13 protein-coding genes are annotated in these 17283 nt (G+C 72.6%); 6 read left to right on the top strand and 7 right to left on the bottom strand.

Translation table 11 applies throughout. From position 1 onward, the window contains the following. Window positions 1-98: 98 nt before the first annotated feature. The 5 genes from ABT041_RS11965 (at window position 99) to pepN (ending at window position 9264) form a co-directional block, all read left to right on the top strand. Window positions 99-641 carry a CGNR zinc finger domain-containing protein gene (locus ABT041_RS11965; protein ID WP_351182887.1) on the top strand — a complete coding sequence of 181 codons (543 nt, stop codon included), beginning with the start codon at window positions 99-101 and terminating at the stop codon, window positions 639-641. 194 nt (window positions 642-835) lie between these two features. Then, a complete protein-coding gene (locus tag ABT041_RS11960; protein WP_351182885.1) occupies window positions 836-4156 on the top strand; it encodes a S8 family serine peptidase in 3321 nt (1106 codons plus the stop codon). A gap of 190 nt (window positions 4157-4346) precedes the next feature. Next, entirely contained in the window at window positions 4347-5363 is a 1017-nt protein-coding gene (locus ABT041_RS11955) for an aspartate-semialdehyde dehydrogenase (RefSeq protein WP_351182883.1), read from the top strand. Between the two features lie 76 nt (window positions 5364-5439). Beyond that, entirely contained in the window at window positions 5440-6624 is a 1185-nt protein-coding gene (locus ABT041_RS11950; RefSeq protein ID WP_351182881.1) for a TerD family protein, read from the top strand. Between the two features lie 51 nt (window positions 6625-6675). Next, on the top strand, window positions 6676-9264 hold the full coding sequence (gene pepN / locus ABT041_RS11945; protein ID WP_351182879.1) for an aminopeptidase N: 2589 nt from the start codon (window positions 6676-6678) through the stop codon (window positions 9262-9264). A gap of 262 nt (window positions 9265-9526) precedes the next feature. On the opposite strand, the gene alc is transcribed toward pepN, so the two are convergent. The 4 genes from alc to ABT041_RS11925 form a co-directional block, all read right to left on the bottom strand. Then, a complete protein-coding gene (gene alc / locus ABT041_RS11940) occupies window positions 9527-10651 on the bottom strand; it encodes an allantoicase (RefSeq protein ID WP_351182877.1) in 1125 nt (374 codons plus the stop codon). A 136-nt stretch (window positions 10652-10787) separates the two neighbouring features. Next, a complete protein-coding gene (locus ABT041_RS11935) occupies window positions 10788-11714 on the bottom strand; it encodes a LysR family transcriptional regulator (protein ID WP_351182875.1) in 927 nt (308 codons plus the stop codon). A 25-nt stretch (window positions 11715-11739) separates the two neighbouring features. After that, complete coding sequence (locus ABT041_RS11930; protein ID WP_351182873.1) at window positions 11740-12702, bottom strand: DMT family transporter; 963 nt, start codon at window positions 12700-12702, stop codon at window positions 11740-11742. A gap of 5 nt (window positions 12703-12707) precedes the next feature. After that, window positions 12708-13661: an EamA family transporter gene (locus ABT041_RS11925; RefSeq protein WP_351182871.1), complete on the bottom strand. Its 954-nt coding sequence runs from the start codon at window positions 13659-13661 to the stop codon at window positions 12708-12710. A gap of 179 nt (window positions 13662-13840) precedes the next feature. Here ABT041_RS11925 and ABT041_RS11920 point away from each other — a divergent pair, with 179 nt between their 5' ends. Further along, window positions 13841-14347 (top strand): MarR family winged helix-turn-helix transcriptional regulator, encoded by a 507-nt coding sequence (locus tag ABT041_RS11920; RefSeq protein ID WP_351182869.1) that lies wholly within the window; start codon window positions 13841-13843, stop codon window positions 14345-14347. Window positions 14348-14560: 213 nt separating this feature from the next. Here the strand turns inward: ABT041_RS11920 and ABT041_RS11915 are convergent, their stop codons facing one another. The 3 genes from ABT041_RS11915 to ABT041_RS11905 are packed head-to-tail and all read right to left on the bottom strand — an operon-like array spanning window position 14561 to window position 17110. Beyond that, window positions 14561-14788 carry a hypothetical protein gene (locus ABT041_RS11915; protein ID WP_351182867.1) on the bottom strand — a complete coding sequence of 76 codons (228 nt, stop codon included), beginning with the start codon at window positions 14786-14788 and terminating at the stop codon, window positions 14561-14563. Window positions 14789-14808: 20 nt separating this feature from the next. Next, window positions 14809-16908, bottom strand: coding sequence for a 4-alpha-glucanotransferase (gene malQ, locus ABT041_RS11910; protein ID WP_351182865.1), 2100 nt, complete (start codon window positions 16906-16908; stop codon window positions 14809-14811). A 1-nt stretch (window position 16909) separates the two neighbouring features. Continuing rightward, complete coding sequence (locus ABT041_RS11905) at window positions 16910-17110, bottom strand: hypothetical protein (RefSeq protein WP_502976449.1); 201 nt, start codon at window positions 17108-17110, stop codon at window positions 16910-16912. Window positions 17111-17283 lie beyond the last annotated feature (173 nt).

Below are 17283 nucleotides of genomic sequence, written 5' to 3'. Positions count from 1 at the left end.
GGACTAACCTTCTACTTCGACTTTAGGGGTTAGTGGAAGCCAGAGTCAACCGGTCACGTACTCTTGAGGGGTTAGTCCATCGAGGAGGGTGCCCGCCCATGACCGCCACCGACCCCCGGCCGCTCACCGGCGAGCCCGTCTCCCTGGACCTGCTGAACACCCGCTGGAACGACGAAGGCGTCCGCCAGGACCTGCTCACGGACGTCGACGGGCTCGGGGTCTGGCTCGCCGCCAACGGTCTGGAGCGGCGCTTCACCGCCGACGCGACCACCCTGCGGCACACCCTCGCCGCCCGGGACGCGCTCGCCGCGCTCGTCGACCGCCCCGGCGACCCCGACGCCACCGCGCGCGTGGACGCCGTCCTCGGGCACGGCCGCATCCGCGCCACGCTGACCACCGAGGGCCCCGGCGAGGAGGCCGAGTTCGCCGATCCCGCCTGGGGGCCCGGCTGGACCGCCGCCCGCGACTACCTCGACCTGCTGCGCACCGCGCCCGACCGGATCCGGGCCTGCGCCCACGACGCCTGCATCCTGCACTTCTTCGACACCTCACGGAACGGCACCCGCCGCTGGTGCTCGATGGCGGTCTGCGGCAACCGCGCCAAGGCCTCCCGCCACTACGCGCGCACCAAGGAGAGTTGAGCCGCACCGAGCGGCAACTCGCCCCGGTTCACTCGCGTTCGTCCCGCGTGGCGCGTCCGCCGCGCTGGCGGGTTTGTGCCGCGGCGGCAATCCGGCCCCGGGCAACTCTCCACAAACCCCTGTCTCTTGCGAAAGGCTGAGCGGTCATCCGGCATCAGAATCCGGACACCCTCCTTTCACAAACAGGGATGTAAATGACCACCCCCGAAACTCGGAGCTCCATACCCGGAAGCTCGACGCACGGGCCCAGACGCGCGGCCCGCATCGCGGCCGCCACCGGACTCGTCGCGGCCCTCGTCGCGGCCGGTGCGGCGCCCGTGCTCGCCACCGAGGCCCCGGCGACCACTCCCCCGGTCAAGTCCTCGGACCCGGCCGACAAGCTCGGCGCCATCGACGCCCAGCGGCTCACCGAGGCCCAGGCGAGCGGCGAGAAGAACGTCACCGTCCTCGTCGCCACCGCCCCCGGCGCCACCGAGCAGGTCGCCGCGCAGCTGGACGCCGTCGCCGGCGCCTCCGTCGGCAAGCAGCAGGACGCCCTCGGCTACGTCCGCGCGACCCTGCCGACCGCCAAGGCCGCCGCCGCCATCAAGGCCGCCACGAACCTCTCCTCCGTCCAGTCCGTCGACCTCCAGGCGGAGATCGCGCTGGACGACCCGACGCCGGCCGCGGACACCGCGACGGGTGCCGTCGACGGCACCACCGTCACGACGACCTACCCGGCCCCGGGCAAGGACACCCCGGCGAAGAACCCGTACAACCCCTCGTACGAGACGGGCGCGGTCGACTTCGTCAAGGAGCACCCGAAGGCCGACGGCCGCGGCGTGACCATCGGCATCCTGGACTCGGGCGTCGACCTCGGCCACCCGGCCCTGCAGAAGACCAGCACCGGCGAGCGCAAGATCGTCGACTGGGTCACCGCCACCGACCCGATCACCGAGGGCGACAACACCTGGCGCGCCCAGATCACCCCGGTCGCCGGCCCGGTCTTCACCGCCTCCTCGCAGAGCTGGAAGGCCCCGGAGGGCTCGTACCAGTTCAGCCGCTTCCAGGAGCGCTTCACCGCCGGCGGCGACCCCAAGGGCGACATCAACCGGGACGGCGACACCACCGACATCTTCGGCATGCTGTACGACCCGGCCGCCGGAACCGTCCGCGTGGACACCGACCAGAACAACGACTTCACGGACAACGCGCCGATGAAGCCGTACAAGGACGGGTACCAGATCGGCTACTTCGGTACCGACAACCCCGCCACCGAGGTCGCCGAGCGCACCCCGTTCGTCGTCGAGATCCGCAAGGACGTCGCGCTCGACGCCTGGGGCGACGACTACATCGGCAAGAAGGCCGACTTCGTCAACATCGGTCTCGTCGAGTCCTCGCACGGCACCCACGTCGCCGGCATCACCGCCGCGAACAGCCTCTTCGGCGGGAAGATGAACGGCGCCGCCCCCGGCGCGAAGATCGTCTCCTCGCGCGCGTGCACCTGGTCCGGCGGCTGCACCAACACCGCCCTCACCGAGGGCATGACCGACCTCGTCGTCAACCGCGGCGTCGACATCGTCAACATGTCGATCGGCGGCCTGCCGCAGCAGAACGACGGCGACAACGTCCGCTCGCGCCTCTACACGCGGCTCATCGACACCTACGGCGTCCAGCTGGTCATCTCGGCCGGCAACGAGGGCCCCGGCATCAACACGATCGGCGACCCCGGCCTGGCCGACAAGGTCCTCTCGGTCGGCGCGGCCATCTCCCAGTCGACCTGGGCCGCCAACTACGGCTCGGCCGTCGAGAAGAAGTACGCCATGTTCAACTTCTCCTCGCGCGGCCCGCGTGAGGACGGCGGCTTCACCCCGACCATCACCGCCCCCGGCTCGGCCGTGAACACCATCCCGACGTGGCAGCCGGGCGCCGGCGTCGCCGAGGCCGGCTACACGCTGCCCGCCGGCTACGGCATGCTCAACGGCACCTCGATGTCCTCGCCGCAGGCGGCGGGCGCGAGCGCGCTGCTGATCTCGGCCGCGAAGCAGAGGGGCATCAAGCTCTCCCCGCTCACCCTGCGCACCGCGCTCACCTCGACCGCGAAGCGCATCCCCGGTGTCGCGGCCCACGAGCAGGGCTCGGGCCTCATCGACATCGAGGACGCCTGGGACTCGATCCTGTTCGGCGCCACCGCCCACGACTACAAGGTCGAGGCCCCGGTCGACACCGCGATCTTCCCGGCCCCGCACACCGGCACCGGCGTGTACGACCGCGAGGGCGGCCTCAAGGTCGGCCAGAAGCGCGTCTACGACGTCACCATCACGCGCACGAACGGCCCGGACCGGCCGGTCTGGCACGAGCTGAGCCTGAAGTACAACGACGGCACGTTCCGCATCCTCGGCGAGGACTTCGTCGCGCTGCCGCTGAACAAGCCGGTCACCGTCAAGCTCCAGGCCCGCCCGACCACCGCGGGCGCGCACAGCGTCATCCTGCAGGCCGACGACCTGTTCACCGAGGGCGTCGACAAGCAGATCATGGCCACCTCGGTCGTCTCGAACGACCTGGTCGCCCCGGGCTACAACTTCTCCGCCACCGGCTCGGTGCAGCGCAACAGCAACAAGTCCTACTTCGTCACCGTGCCCCAGGGCGCCAAGACGCTGGAGGTCGCGCTGAGCGGTCTGAAGGAGAAGAGCCAGACCCGGTTCATCTCGATCCACCCGTACGGCGTCGCCATCGAGGACACCGCCTCGACGCAGTGCTACCCGCACTACAACCCGGCCAACCAGTGCCGCCCGGACCTGCGGTCCTACGCGAACCCGACGCCGGGCGTCTGGGAGATCGAGGTCGAGTCCCGCCGCACGTCGCCGGACCTGGACAACCCGTACACCCTGAACGTCACCGCCCTCGGCGCCGACTTCGACCCGGCCGTCCAGACGGTCGCCGAGGCGAAGATCGGCACCCCGGCCGCCGTCCAGTGGCAGGTCACCAACCGCTTCGCGGGCATCACGGGCACCCTCAAGGGCGGCTCGCTCGGCTCGCAGAAGAGCGAGACGCCGACCATCCAGCACCACGAGCAGCAGACGAAGACCATCACCATCGGTGAGGGCGTCGAGCGGCTCGACATCGCCATCGGCAACACCTCCGACAAGGCCGCCGACCTCGACCTCACCGTCACGCTGAACGGCGCGACGGTCGGCCAGTCGGCGGACGGCGACTCGGAGGAGTCCGTCTCCCTGGTCAAGCCGGCCGCGGGCACGTACACCGTCGTCATCGACGGCTACTCGGTCCAGGCCGCCGGCGGCACCACGTACGACTACAAGGACGTGTACTACTCGTCCGCGCTCGGCACCGTGAAGGTCGACGAGTCGAAGCCGGTCACCCTGGCCAACGGCGCCGCCGCCCCGGTGGCGGCCGAGGTCCTGGTCGCCGGCGCGGCCCCCGAGGGACGTCAGTTCTTCGGCGAGGTCCAGCTCCTCAACGCCCGCGGCACCGTCGCGGGCACCGGCAGCGTCCTGATCGGCGCGGTCACCCCGTAACACCGCAGCACTGAGGGGGCGGGCACCGAAACCGGTGTCCGCCCCTTTCGCGTCCGTAGAGTCCGGAAGGGTCCGGAAGATCGTCGTCCGCGACGCGTCCCGCCCCTTGGACAATGGATTGGACAAGGCGGCCGGGGACATACGCATCATGGACCGGCAGCACCCTGCACATACGTACGGAGGAGTCCCCGTGAAGGTCGGAATCGTCGGAGCCACCGGTCAGGTCGGCACGGTCATGCGCAAGATCCTCGCGGAGCGCAACTTCCCGGTCGACGAGCTGCGGCTCTTCGCCTCGGCCCGGTCCGCCGGCACCGTCGTCGACGGCGTCACGGTCGAGGACGCCTCCACCGCCGACTACACCGGCCTCGACATCGTGCTCTTCTCCGCCGGCGGCGCCACCTCCAAGGCCCTCGCCGAGAAGGTCGCCTCCCAGGGCGCCGTCGTGATCGACAACTCCTCCGCCTGGCGCCGCGACCCCGAGGTCCCCCTCGTCGTCTCCGAGGTCAACCCGCACGCGGTCAAGGACCGCCCCAAGGGCATCATCGCCAACCCGAACTGCACCACCATGGCCGCCATGCCGGTCCTCAAGCCGCTCCACCAGGAGGCCGGCCTCACCGCGCTGATCGCCACCACCTACCAGGCCGTCTCCGGCTCGGGCGTGGCCGGCGTCGCCGAGCTGGACGGCCAGGTCAAGGCCGTCGCCGACCGCGCCACCGAGCTGACCCACGACGGCGAGGCCGTGGCCTTCCCGGAGCCCGGCGTCTACCGGCGCAACATCGCCTTCAACGTCATCCCGCTCGCCGGCAACCTGGTCGACGACGGCACGCACGAGACCGACGAGGAGCAGAAGCTCCGCAACGAGTCCCGCAAGATCCTGGAGATCCCCGGCCTCAAGGTCTCCGGCACCTGCGTGCGCGTCCCGGTCTTCTCCGGCCACTCCCTCCAGGTCAACGCCCGCTTCGAGCGTCCGATCAGCGTCGAGCGCGCCTACGAGCTCCTCAAGGACGCCGAGGGCGTCGAGCTCTCCGAGATCCCGACCCCGCTCCAGGCGGCCGGCAAGGACGCCTCGTACGTGGGCCGCATCCGCGTGGACGAGACCGTCGAGAACGGCCTCGCGCTGTTCCTCTCCAACGACAACCTGCGCAAGGGCGCGGCGCTGAACGCCGTGCAGATCGCGGAGCTCGTCGCCGCCGAGCTCAAGGGCTAGCGGACATCCGAGAGGGGCGGCTTCCCGTTGCGGGGAGCCGCCCCTCCGGCGTGCCCGGCCGTGCCAGAGTTCCCCCATGACCCAGATACCCGAGGGGGCCGACGTCGCGGTGCCCCCGCAGGCCCTTCATGTCGCGGTCAGCTGGCGCACCGGGCACGGGGTGCCCGACGTGGACGTCTCCGCCCTGCTCCTCGGGGCCGGGCAGCGGGTGCGGGGCGACGCCGATCTGGTCTTCTACAACCATGCCGAGCATCCCTCGGGGGCCGTGCGGCACCTGGGGAGGTCGGCCCCGGGGGCGCCGGGGAGCCCGGCCGCGGACTGGCTGTGGCTGGACCTCGCGCGCGTGGAGCCCGATGTCGGGCGTCTGGTGATCGCCGCCTCCGCCGACGGGGGCGTCTTCGGGCAGGTGCCGGGGCTCGACGTGCGGGTCACTGACGGGGCCGGGAACCCGGTGGCGTACCGCGCGGTCGGGGACGCGACGACGGAGACGGCCTTCGTCTTCGGGGAGTTCTACCGGCGGGACGGCGGCTGGCGGTTCCGGGCGGCCGGCCAGGGGTACGCCTCGGGGCTCGCCGGGCTCGCGACGGACTTCGGCATCGTGGTGGAGTCCCCGCCGCCGCCGATCCCGGGCCCCGGCTACGTGCCCCCGCCGCCGCCCCCGGCGCCGGCCGCCCCGCCCGTGCCGGTGGCCGATCCGTACGGCGGCTCGTTCCGGCCCTGCGTGTACCAGGGGCGCGGCAAGGAGACCGTGCACTGCGATCCGGGTCTTCCGGCGGGGCGCTGGGTGCTCCTGGAGATCGAGTCGTACCACTCGCTGTCCACGACGATCGAGGCCTGCGACGCGTACGGGCGGGCCGAGGCCTTCCTCCTCACGGCGTACGAGGACGACGTACGCGCGCGTACCGTCGCGCTCGTCCCGCGCGCCCGCCCGCTGACCCTGCGGGTGGAGGCGGACACCCCGTGGACCCTGCGGGTGCTTCCGCTGTCCCACGCGCGCCGCTTCGACAGCCACGTGGAGGGGATGGCACACGATCTGGTGGTCTACGAGGGGCCGGCCGGGGTGCTCGACTTCACGCACCACGGGGAGTCCAACGTCACCGTCCACCAGCACACCCCGCCGCTCGACCCGCTCTACGACGACGAGGAGCAGGAGCTGCTGGTCAACGAGATCGGGGAGGTCCGGGTGAGCGCTCCGGTGCCGGGGCCGGGGCTGCTGCGGATCAGCGGTGACGGACCGTGGAAATGTTCCGTGCGTCGCTGAGCCGGCCCGTGGAAGGATGGCCCAAACGTCACGAAACCGAGGAGTTGCCGGGTGCCTGGGACAAACCTGACCCGTGAAGAGGCTCAGCAGCGGGCGGCGCTGCTGACCGTGGACGCGTACGAGATCGAACTCGACCTCACGGGTGCGCAGGAGGGCGGTACCTACCGGTCCGTCACCACCGTCCGCTTCGATTCCGCCGAGGCCGGCGCCGAGACCTTCATCGACCTCGTCGCCCCCGCCGTCCACGAGGTCGTGCTCAACGGCCGCGCGCTGGACGTCGCCGCCGTCTTCCGCGACTCGCGGATCGCGCTGGCCGGCCTGGCCGAGGGCCGCAACGAGCTGAAGGTCGTCGCCGACTGCGCGTACACCAACACGGGTGAGGGCCTGCACCGCTTCGTCGACCCGGTCGACGACCAGGCCTACCTGTACACCCAGTTCGAGGTGCCGGACGCGCGGCGGGTCTTCGCCTCGTTCGAGCAGCCCGACCTGAAGGCGACCTTCCAGTTCACCGTGAAGGCGCCGAGCGGCTGGTCGGTGATCTCGAACTCGCCGACGCCGAAGCCCGAGAGCCCCGACTCGACTGTATGGCGCTTCGAGCCGACCCCGCGCATCTCCACCTACATCACGGCCCTCATCGTCGGCCCGTACCACTCGGTGCACTCGACGTACGAGGGCAAGGACGGGCAGGTCGTCCCGCTCGGCATCTACTGCCGTCCCTCGCTGGCCGAGTTCCTCGACGCGGACCACATCTTCGACGTGACCCGCCAGGGCTTCGACTGGTTCCAGGAGAAGTTCGCGTACGACTACCCGTTCGCCAAGTACGACCAGCTGTTCGTGCCGGAGTTCAACGCGGGCGCGATGGAGAACGCGGGCGCGGTCACCATCCGCGACCAGTACGTCTTCCGCTCGAAGGTGACGGACGCGGCGTACGAGCGGCGCGCCGAGACCATCCTCCACGAGCTCGCCCACATGTGGTTCGGCGACCTCGTCACCATGGAGTGGTGGAACGACCTGTGGCTGAACGAGTCGTTCGCCACCTACACCTCGGTCGCCTGCCAGGCCTCGGTGTCCGGCACCCGCTGGCCGAACGCCTGGACCACCTTCGCCAACGCGGAGAAGACCTGGGCCTACCGCCAGGACCAGCTGCCGTCGACGCACCCGATCATGGCCGACATCAACGACCTGGAGGACGTGCTCGTCAACTTCGACGGCATCACGTACGCCAAGGGCGCCTCGGTCCTGAAGCAGCTCGTGGCGTACGTCGGCCAGGACGAGTTCTTCAAGGGCGTGCAGGCCTACTTCCAGGCGCACGCCTTCGGCAACACCCGTCTGTCCGACCTCCTCGGCGCGCTGGAGGAGACCTCGGGCCGCGACCTGAAGACCTGGTCGAAGGCGTGGCTGGAGACCGCCGGCATCAACATCCTCCGCCCGGAGGTCGAGACCGACGAGAACGGCGTCATCACCGCCTTCGCCGTCCGCCAGGAGGCCCCGGCGCTGCCCGCCGGCGCCAAGGGCGAGGCCGTGCTGCGCCCGCACCGCATCGCGATCGGCCTCTACGACCTGGACGCGGCCGGCAAGCTGGTCCGCACCGAGCGCCTGGAGCTGGACATCGCGGCGGCCGAGCTGACGCCGGTCCCGCAGCTGGCCGGCAAGGCCCGCCCGGCGGTCGTCCTCCTCAACGACGACGACCTGTCGTACGCGAAGGTCCGCCTCGACGAGGTGTCCCTGAAGAACGTCACGGCGCACCTGGGCGACTTCGCCGAGTCCCTGCCGCGGGCCCTGTGCTGGGCCTCCGCCTGGGACATGACCCGCGACGGCGAGCTGGCCACCCGCGACTACCTGGACCTGGTGCTCTCGGGCATCGCCAAGGAGTCGGACATCGGTGTGGTGCAGTCGCTGCAGGGCCAGGTGAAGGCCGCTCTCGACCTGTACGCGGCGCCGGAGTGGCGCGCGACGGGCCTGGCGCGCTGGGGTGCCTTCGCCCAGGAGCAGCTGCGCGCGGCCGCGGGCGGCAGCGACCACCAGCTGGCGTGGGCGCGTGCGTTCGCGGCGACGGCCCGCGAGTCCGCCGAGCTCGACGTGCTCGCCGGGCTGCTCGACGGTTCCGAGGTCATCGAGGGCCTGGCCGTCGACACCGAGCTGCGCTGGGCGTTCGTGCAGCGCCTCGCGGCCACCGGCCGCTTCGACGAGGCGGAGATCGCCGCCGAGCTGGAGCGCGACCGTACGGCGGCGGGCGAGCGTCACGCGGCCACCGCGCGCGCGGCCCGTCCGACGGAGGCGGCGAAGGCGGAGGCCTGGACCTCGGTCGTCGAGGACGACAAGCTGGCGAACGCCGTGCAGGAGGCGGTGATCGGCGGCTTCGTCCAGGCCGACCAGCGCGAGCTGCTCGCCCCGTTCACCGCGAAGTACTTCGCGTCGATCAAGGGCATCTCGGAGACCCGCAGCCACGAGATCGTCCAGCAGATCGTGGTCGGTCTCTACCCGACGCTCCAGGTCTCGCAGGAGACCCTGGACGCGACGGACGCGTGGATCGCGGAGCACGACCCGGTCCCGGCGCTGCGCCGTCTGGTGACGGAGTGCCGCGCGGGCGTCGAGCGCGCGCTGAAGGCGCGGGCGGCGGACGCGGCGGCCGCGAAGTAGTACCCGCCTGAACCGGCGAAGGGGCGCCCTCCCCCGTGGGGGCGCCCCTCCGCCGTGCTGGGAGCCCGGCCGGAGGCGGGGCTCGGAGTCCGCGCGGAGGCGGTGCTGGGAGCCCAGCCGGAGGCGGGGGCTCGGAGTCCGCGCGGAGGCGGGGCTCGGAGTCCGCGCGGCGGCGGTGCTGGGAGCCCTGCCGGAGGCGGGGCTTGGAGTCCGCCCGGCGGGCGGGCGTCGGCGCGCGGCCGCGCCGCCGGGCGGAAGCGTGTCAGCCGCCCAGGCGGGCGTACCGGGCGCGCAGGTCGGCCGCGCCCTGCTCCGTCAGCGTGCCGTGGAGCCGCATCCGGGCGACGCCGCCGTCGGGGAAGGCGTCGAGGCGGACGTGGGTGACGACGGCCTGCGCGGGGAGCTTGAAGCGGTGCAGGGTGTCGGGCTGGAGGCGGGTGCGCGGGATGATCTCGAACCACTCGCCCGACTCGCCGTTGCGGCCCTGGAGCGCGATCCAGCCGGCCGAGTTGCCCTTGAGGTAGGCCGTGTCGATCTCGACGGCGCGGACGGCGCCCTGGGCGACGAGCTTGAAGCGCACCCAGTCGTTGGTGTCGCGGACCCGGCGGCGGCGGTTCTCCCAGCCGTCGTCCATCTTGCGGGAGGTGCCGGGCAGGATGATCTGGGTCGGCGAGGAGTAGAACTTGTCCGAGGCGTCCTCGTACGAGCCGCCGTTGAGCACGGCGATCAGGTCGAGCGTGCCGAGGAGCTCCAGCCACTCGGGGTCCGGCACGACCTCGCCGTGGACGCGGAGCCGGGCGACGCCGCCGTCGGGGTGCTGGCAGATCCGTACGTGGGTGAAGCGGCGCTCGACGGCGATCTCGAAGCCGTTGGCGGCGTGGCCGCGGACCGGGGTCGGCGGGACGAGCTCCTCCCACTTCGCGTCCAGCAGCTCGGCGGGGCCGGGCGTGCCCTCGACGGCGGTGGCCTGGATGCTGACCTTCTGCGGGTAGTTGCCGCGGAAGTGGGCGGTGTCGACGACGATCCCGCGGATCACACCGGGTGCGCCGAGGCGGACGATCGCCCAGTCGTGGTCCTCGGGGGCGGGGAAGACGTTCTCGGCGTCGGCGCCACGGCGGCGGCGGGTCTCCCAGCCGTCCATGATCTTGCCCTTGTGGCCGAAGTGCTCCGGGTCGAAGACGGCGCGCTCACGGACGAGGAGGTTCTCCCGCTCGGCGAAGAACTCGTCGTTGGCGGCGACGACCCCGGCGCCCAGGCGGCGGTCGGCGAGGTCGACGAGCTCGGTGAAGGGGAAGTCACCGGTGCGGTAGTCGGCGTACGGGTCCCCGCCGGAGTAGGGGGCGGCGTCGTTGGCGTGCGGGTCCTGGTTCGCGTCGAGGCTGCTCATGGAAGGAGCTTCTCCCCGTCCGACCGCCTCGGTCCATCGAATGTTTTCGACGATGCTGTTCAGTTCTGCTGAATGGTTGTGGGGGCTGTTCCACGGAACGACCGGGGGCCGGTCCTGCGGAACGACCGACCGCGGGTCAGTTCTGCTGAACCGTTTCGCGGGCCGCCGCCGCCTGCCGCAGCGCGGCCAGCACCCGGGCCACCGCCGGGCCCTCCTCCGCCCCGCTCCGTACCGCCGCGACGACATGGCGGCGCGGCTGGTCGGCGGAGAGGACGCGCATGACGACGCCGGTGCCGCCCCGGCGGTCCGCGAAGGCCATCCGGGGTACCAGCGCGATTCCCATCCCGGCCTCGACCATGGCGAGGATCGCGGTCCAGCCCGAGGCGCTGTGGGCCTGCTCGGGCACGAAGCCGGCGGCCTCGCAGGCGGCGGTGGTGATCTCGGACCAGGGCCCCGAGCCGCCGTAGATCCAGGGCTCGGCGGCGAGGTCGGCGAGCCGCAGACCGGGCGCGTCGGCGAGCGGATGGCCGGCGGGCAGGGCGACGTCGAGCGGGTCGGCGAGCAGCGGCACCCTGCTGTACTTGGGGTCGCGCGCGGAGGGCGCGTGCGCGGCGAGCGAGAGCGCGAGGTCGACCTCGCCGGCGGTGAGCAGCTCGTACGCCTCCGCCGCCTCGGCCTCCCGGATCCGGACGTCGAGCCCGGGGTGGGCGGTCCGCAGCTGCCGTACGGCGGGTACGACGAGCGCGGGCACGGAGGTCGAGAAGGCCGCCACCCGCACCTGGCCGGCCTCGCCCCGCAGATAGCCGTCGAGTTCGGCGTCGGCGCGCTCCAGCTGGGCGAAGACCACCTCGGCGTGGCGCAGCACCAGATGGGCGGCATCGGTGAGGCGGACGCGGCGGCCCTGGGCCTCCAGGAGCCGCACGCCGAGCTGTTTGGCGAGGTTGGTGAGCTGCTGCGAGACGGCCGAGGGGGTCATGAGCAGCGCCTCCGCGGTCGCGGTGACGGTGCCGCGGTCGCGGAGGGTGCGGAGGATCTGGAGCTTCTTGATGTCCCACTCGGTCATGGGGCGCAACTTATCGGGCCCCGGCTCACCGGGCCGAGCTCAGCGCGACCCCGCCGAGGATGAGGACCATGCTCGCGCCGCCGAGGAGGCCGAGCCGTTCGCCGAGGAGGGCGTACGAGAGGAGCGCGACGCACACGGGCTGGAGGTAGTACACGATCCCGGCGCGGGCGGCGCCGATCAGGGAGACGGCCTTGTTCCAGGCGAAGAAGGCGACGGCGGAGGAGAGGACGCCGACGTAGACGAGGGGGCCGACGGTACCGGTGGTGGGCTCGAAGCCGCCCTGGACGGCGAGGCTGATCCCGTACGCCGGGAGCAGCATGAGGGCGCCGAGGGCGAAGGTGGTGAAGAGGAAGGCGAGGCCGCCGAGTTCGGCGGGGCGGCGCTTGAGCAGGGCGCTGTAGGAGGCGAAGCAGACGGCCGCGGCCATGACCCACAGGTCGCCGGTGGCGAAGTCGGGGGTGAGCGAGCCCTTGCTGACGAGGAGCAGGACGCCGGCGCAGGCGATGAGCATGCCGGTGGTGCGGCGCGGGCCGAGACGGTTGCCGCCGAGCCGGGCGAAGAGGGCCATGAGGACCGGGGAGGCGGCCATGATCATGCCCATGTTGCCGGCGGAGGTGGCGGTGCCGGCCTGGTTGACCAGGGTGTTGTAGACGGTGATGCCGAGCAGCGAGGCGAGCGCGAGGAAGCGGAGGTGGCGGCGGATCAGGTGCCGCTGCCGCCAGGTCTCGCGGGCGGCGAGCGGGGCGACGGCGACGAGGGCGACGATCCAGCGCCAGAAGGCGGCCTGCACCGGGGGGACGGTGTCGTGGAGGGCGCGGGCGACGACGAAGCTGCCGGACCAGACGACGGTGGCGAGAAGGGCGAGGAGCACGCCGAGGCCGGCGCCCCTGGCGGGCGCCGGCCTCTCGGTGGCTGCGGTGGTGCTGTCGGTCGCGGGGGTGGTGCTGTCGGCGGTGTCGGTCGGGTTGCGGGCGGCGATCAGGCTCATGCGCCTTACCGTCGCACCCCGGAAACCTCCAGGTCCATCGAAACTTCCTGACCGTTCCTTTCAGCTGTGCTGAACGATCCGTCCTCGGGGGCGGTCTTCTTGGCCGTACGGGGGTTCAGCTGACCGGCCAGGGTGGCGCCGAAGGCGATCACCATGCCGAGCACCTGCACCGCGCCGAGGGCCTGGCCGAGCGCCACCCAGCCGATGACGGCGGCGGTGATCGGGGAGAGCGGGCCGAGGAGGGTGGCCGAGGAGGCGCTCAGCCGCTCGATGCCGCGGAACCAGAGGAAGTAGGAGATGGCGGTGTTGCCGAAGGCGAGGTAGGCGTAGCCGGCCAGGTTGGTGCCGGTCAGGGCCGGCGGGGCGCCCTCGATCAGGAAGGCGAGGGGCGCGATGACCAGGCCGCCGGCGGTGAGCTGCCAGCCGGTGAGCGCGAGGGCGCCGACACCCTCGGGGCGGCCCCAGCGCTTGGTGAAGACGATGCCCGCGGACATCGAGAGCGAGGAGAGCAGTCCGGCGAGGACGCCGATCAGGTCGAAGGCGGCTCCCGCCTTGAGGACCACGAGACTGACGCCGAAGGCGGCGGCGACCGCGGTGAGCAGGGTCTTCACCGTGGGCTTCTCGCCGAGGAAGAGGGCCGCGAGGCCGACGACGAAGAGCGGACCGACCGAGCCGACGACCGCGGCGACTCCGCCGGGCAGCCGGTAGGCGGCGAGGAAGAGCAGCGGGAAGAAGGCGCCGATGTTGAGGGCTCCGAGGACCGCGGACTTCCACCACCAGGCGCCCTGCGGGAGCCTGCGGGTGATCGCGAGGAGCAGGAGGCCGGCGGGCAGGGCCCGCAGGAGGCCGGTGAGGAGCGGCCGGTCGGGCGGCAGGAACTCGGTGGTGACGAAGTAGGTGGAGCCCCAGGAGATCGGGGCGAGGGCGGTGAGCGCGGTGACTGCTGCCTTGCGGGACATGTCGGTTCCCCCTGCGGTGGAGTGCCCGGAGCGGCGGCGCCGGACTGACTTCGTGATGAGTAACTTACCACTAAGCTACTTTTCTGCAAGAGGCTTTTCTGTAAGAGACTTTCTCGTAAGTGACTCTCCCGTAAGTGACTTGCTTGCGATCGAGGAGCGGAGAAGGGAACACTGAGGACATGAAGACGCAGAACCCCGACCACGACGCCGTCGACGACATCACCGACCAGTGGGCGGCCGTCCGCCCCGACCTGGACACGGTGCCGATGGCCGTCTTCGGCCGTATCTACCGGCTGTCCAACGCCATGCGCGGCAAGGTGGACAAGGCGTACGCGCCCTACGGCATGGCGCTCGGGGAGTTCGACGTCCTGGCGACGCTGCGCAGGTCAGGAGCGCCGTACACGCTCTCGCCGCGCGAGCTGACCGCCACGCTGATGATCACCACCGGCGGCATGACCGGCCGGCTGGACAAGCTGGAGAAGGCCGGGCTGCTCACCCGCAGCCCCGACCCGAACGACCGGCGCGGGCTGCGGGTCACCCTCACCGAGCGCGGCAGGGATCTGGTGGACCAGGCCGTCGGGGCCGGTCTCGGGGAGCAGCGGGCCGCCCTGGAGGCCGCGCTCACCCCGGAGGAGGCGGACCAGCTGGCCGGGCTGCTGAGGAAGCTGCTCGCGACGACTGTATGAGGGCCTCGGTCGGCCGAGGGCGCCATCGGTGAAGAGCCGCCACGCGCGCGAGGGCGCCCTGGCGCAAGGGGCCTCGGGGTCACTCCGGGCGCCCCCGCGTAAAGGGCCTCGGGGTCACTCCGGGCGCCCCCGCGTAAAAGGCCTCCACGCGCGCGAGGGCGCCGCGCGGTACCTCGTACCGTGCGGCGCCCTCGGCGAAGACCTCTGAGGCGGTTACGCCTTCTTGGACTTGTCGAGCACCATCACCAGACCGGCGATCACCAGGAACAGCACCAGCGGCGCCGCCACGTACAGGCCGAGGGTCTCGACGACACTCAGCTTGGGGGCCGGGTCGTCGCCGTCGTCGCGGGTGAGCGCGAGCGCGGGGGACGACATGAGCAGCATCATCAGCGTCGTACCGGCCGCGAGCGAGCCGGCGCGCAGAGCGTTCTTCTTGTCCACAGCCCAAAAGTAGCGAACACCTAAACGGGCCGCGCGCCCGGGGGTGCCGTACGGGCGTTCTCCGCCGCCGTACGCGCGTGCAGCTCGCGCAGCAGGGCGTGCGCCCGGGGCGAGGCGGCGAGCTCCTCCAGGGTGAGCGGCTGCCCGTCCGGGCCGGCGAGCGGCAGTCGCCAGTTGGGGTACTCGTCCCAGGTGCCGGGCAGGTTCTGCGGTCTGCGGTCCCCCACCGTGTCCGGCAGCCACACGCCGACCATCCGGGCCGGGGTGGCGAGCAGGAACCGGTGGACGGCCCTGACCTCGGCCTCCTCGTCGCCGGGCCCCTCCGGGAGCAGCCCCGTCCGTTCGAACGCGTCCAGCCACTCGGCGGTCTCCGCCGTGTCCGCCGCCCGCTCGCGCTCCAGGTCGCCGGCGAGCAGTCCGAGCCGGTGCCGCAGGCCGACGTGCTCGCCGGAGAGCCGGGCTGCGGTGGAGGGCAGGTCGTGGGTGGTGGCGGTGGCCACGCAGTCCGTACGCCACTGCCCGGCCGGCAGCGGGCGGCCGGTGCCCGCCCAGTCCCGCTCGAACCAGAGCACGGAGGTGCCGAACACCCCGCGCCGGGCCAGCTCCTCCCGTACGCCCGGCTCGACCGTGCCGAGGTCCTCGCCGATGACGAGGGCGCCCGCGCGGTGGGCCTCCAGGACGAGGACCGCGAGCATCGCCTCCGCGTCGTACCGGACGTAGGTGCCCTCGGTGGGCTCGCGGCCCTCCGGCACCCACCACAGCCGGAACAGGCCCATCACATGGTCGATCCGCAGCGCGCCCGCGTGGCGCAGGAGTTCGCGCAGGAGTCCGCGGTACGGGGCGTAGCCGGCGGCGGCGAGGGCGTCGGGCCGCCAGGGCGGCAGGCCCCAGTCCTGGCCGCGGGAGTTGAAGGCGTCGGGCGGGGCGCCGACCGACATGCCGGCCGCGAAGGCCTCCTGCTGGGCCCAGGCGTCCGAGCCCTCGGGGTGGACGCCGACCGCCAGGTCGTGGACGATCCCGATCTCCATGCCGGCCTCGCGGGCGGCGCGGGCGGCGTCGGCGAGCTGCCGGTCCGTCAGCCAGGCGAGCCGGCAGTGGAAGTCGACCCGGGCGGCCAGGGCGGGGTCGGCACGTACGGCGGTCTCCGCCGCCCGGGGGGTGCGCAGCTCCTCGGGCCAGCTCCGCCAGTGGTGGCCGTGCCGCTCGGCGAGGGCCTGGTAGGTCGCGTGGTCCTCCAGGGCGCGGCCCCGCTCGGCGAGGAAGTCCTGGAAGTCGGCGCGGCGGCCCGGCCCGGGCTCCACCGTGCCGAGCACCAGCTCCAGGGCCCGGCGCTTGAGCTCCCACACGGCGTCCCGGTCGATCAGGGCGCCCTTGCCGAGGACCCGTTCGCGCAGCTCGGCGGCGTCGGCGAGGATCCGGTCGAGCTCCTCGCGGCGACCGGGGCCCACCAGGGCGTACTCGGGGATCTCCTCGATCCGCAGATGGACGGGGTCCGGGAAGCGGCGCGAGGACGGGCGGTACGGGGAGGGGTCGCTGGGCGCCCCGGGCACGCCCGCGTGGAGCGGGTTGACCTGGACGAACCCGGCGGCGTGCGTGCGGCCGGCCCAGGCGGCGAGCTCCCGCAGGTCGCCGAGGTCACCCATGCCCCAGGAGCGGGTGGAGAGCAGCGAGTACAGCTGGACGAGCAGTCCGTAGGCGCGCCGCCCGGGCCCGGGCACGCGCGCGGGGCTCACGATCAGGGTGCCGGTGGCCGCGCGTCCGTCGGGTGCCTGCGCCTCGACCGTGTGGACGCCGAGCGGAAGCCCGGACCAGTCCCGGCCGGTGACGACGGCACCGTCCTCGGTGGTGACCCGCAGCCGGGTGCCGGGCGGGAGGTCCTCCGGCGGGCGGGCCGGTCCGTCGCCGTGGTGGTGGACCAGGGTCGGGGGCAGCAGGCGCTCCCGGTCGGCCCGTTCGGCAGCGTCCAGAGCGGCGGCGACCGCCTCCGGGGTGCCCGCGTCGACGCCCAGGGCGGCGAGGACGGCCACGACGGTGGCGTCCGGCACGGGCACGGTGACGCCTTCCGAGGGGCTGTGGGCGGTGGCGACGCCGTGACGGGCGGCGAGACGGGCCAGGGTCACTTCACACTCCGGGGGACTCCGGGCCGCCCGCGCTGCCGGGGGCGGTGGGTTCGCTGGTCAGGGGGGCCGCGACGGCCAGCGGCGGCTCACTGGTGAGGGGCGACGCGTCGGGCAGCGGCGGCTCGCTGGTCAGCGGCTCGCCGGCCGGCGCCGACTGCTGGGGGACGTGTATCCGTCCGGGCTGACGGGCGGTCGTGGTCACGGGGATCTCCCGATTCGTCTCGACAGGTGAACCTGGGTACCGACAGAGCCCTACCCAGCGCACCTCGTTTTACCGGCGGATCGTGGCGAAGTGACGTCACCTCGCCGACGGCTCGCCGGGCAAACCCGACACATCGGCCACGCGCATTGACACCTCCGTGCGACGGGTGGTGG

The sequence above is a fragment of the Streptomyces sp. NPDC002825 genome (assembly GCF_040295385.1).
GTDB lineage: Bacteria > Actinomycetota > Actinomycetes > Streptomycetales > Streptomycetaceae > Streptomyces.
The sequence above is the reverse complement of the archived record's forward strand: the minus strand, read 5'-3'. Positions and strand labels throughout refer to the sequence as shown.